Raw genomic sequence first — 592 nt, forward strand, 5'->3', positions numbered from 1 at the left:
ACGGCCGGGTGGCCGGAGGTGGCGGTGGTGTACGTGGTCGACTCGTAGGTGATCTCGTACTGCTCGCGCGCCTGTTCGGCCCGGGACAGCGCCTCGGACTGGGAGAGCGTGACGACGCCGGTTGCCGTGGTGACGACGAACGCCGGGTGTTCTTCGCCGAGCGGGCGTACTCGGTCGGCGTAGGACACCGGGTGCGGCGGGGCTGCGGCGAGGTCTTGGCGGACCTGTGGGTCGTCGAGTGCCAGCCAGCGGATGTCGCTGTCGGACAGCGGCTCTCGGGTGATTCCGAATCCGGCGCCCGCGCCGGTCAGCTCGTCGGTCGTGAGGTCGCCTGCGAACAGGCAGGCCGCACCGGCCTTCTGCACCGCCCACACCGCGACGACGGCGTCCACCGAGCGCGGCAGGGCCACCGCGACGACGTCGCCCGGTCCGGCACCGCGATCGATGAGCAACCTGGCCAGCTGTGAGGAACGCCGATCCAGCACGTGGTAGGCGACCTCGTCGTCCCCGGCCAGCAGGGCGGGCGCCTCCGGGTCCTCCTCGACGACCTCGGCGAGCACCTTGGCCACCGTGTGCGCGCCGACCCGGCCGA

Annotated in this window: 1 protein-coding gene; it reads right to left on the reverse strand. The window is 72.5% G+C overall.

Annotated features, from left to right (window positions below):
- The coding region (locus NA4_RS37545; RefSeq protein WP_157129556.1) for an AMP-binding protein at nucleotides 1–592 on the reverse strand (592 nt) is incomplete at both ends.

It is taken from the genome of Nocardia amamiensis NBRC 102102 (genome assembly GCF_001612745.1).
GTDB classification, from domain to species: domain Bacteria; phylum Actinomycetota; class Actinomycetes; order Mycobacteriales; family Mycobacteriaceae; genus Nocardia; species Nocardia amamiensis.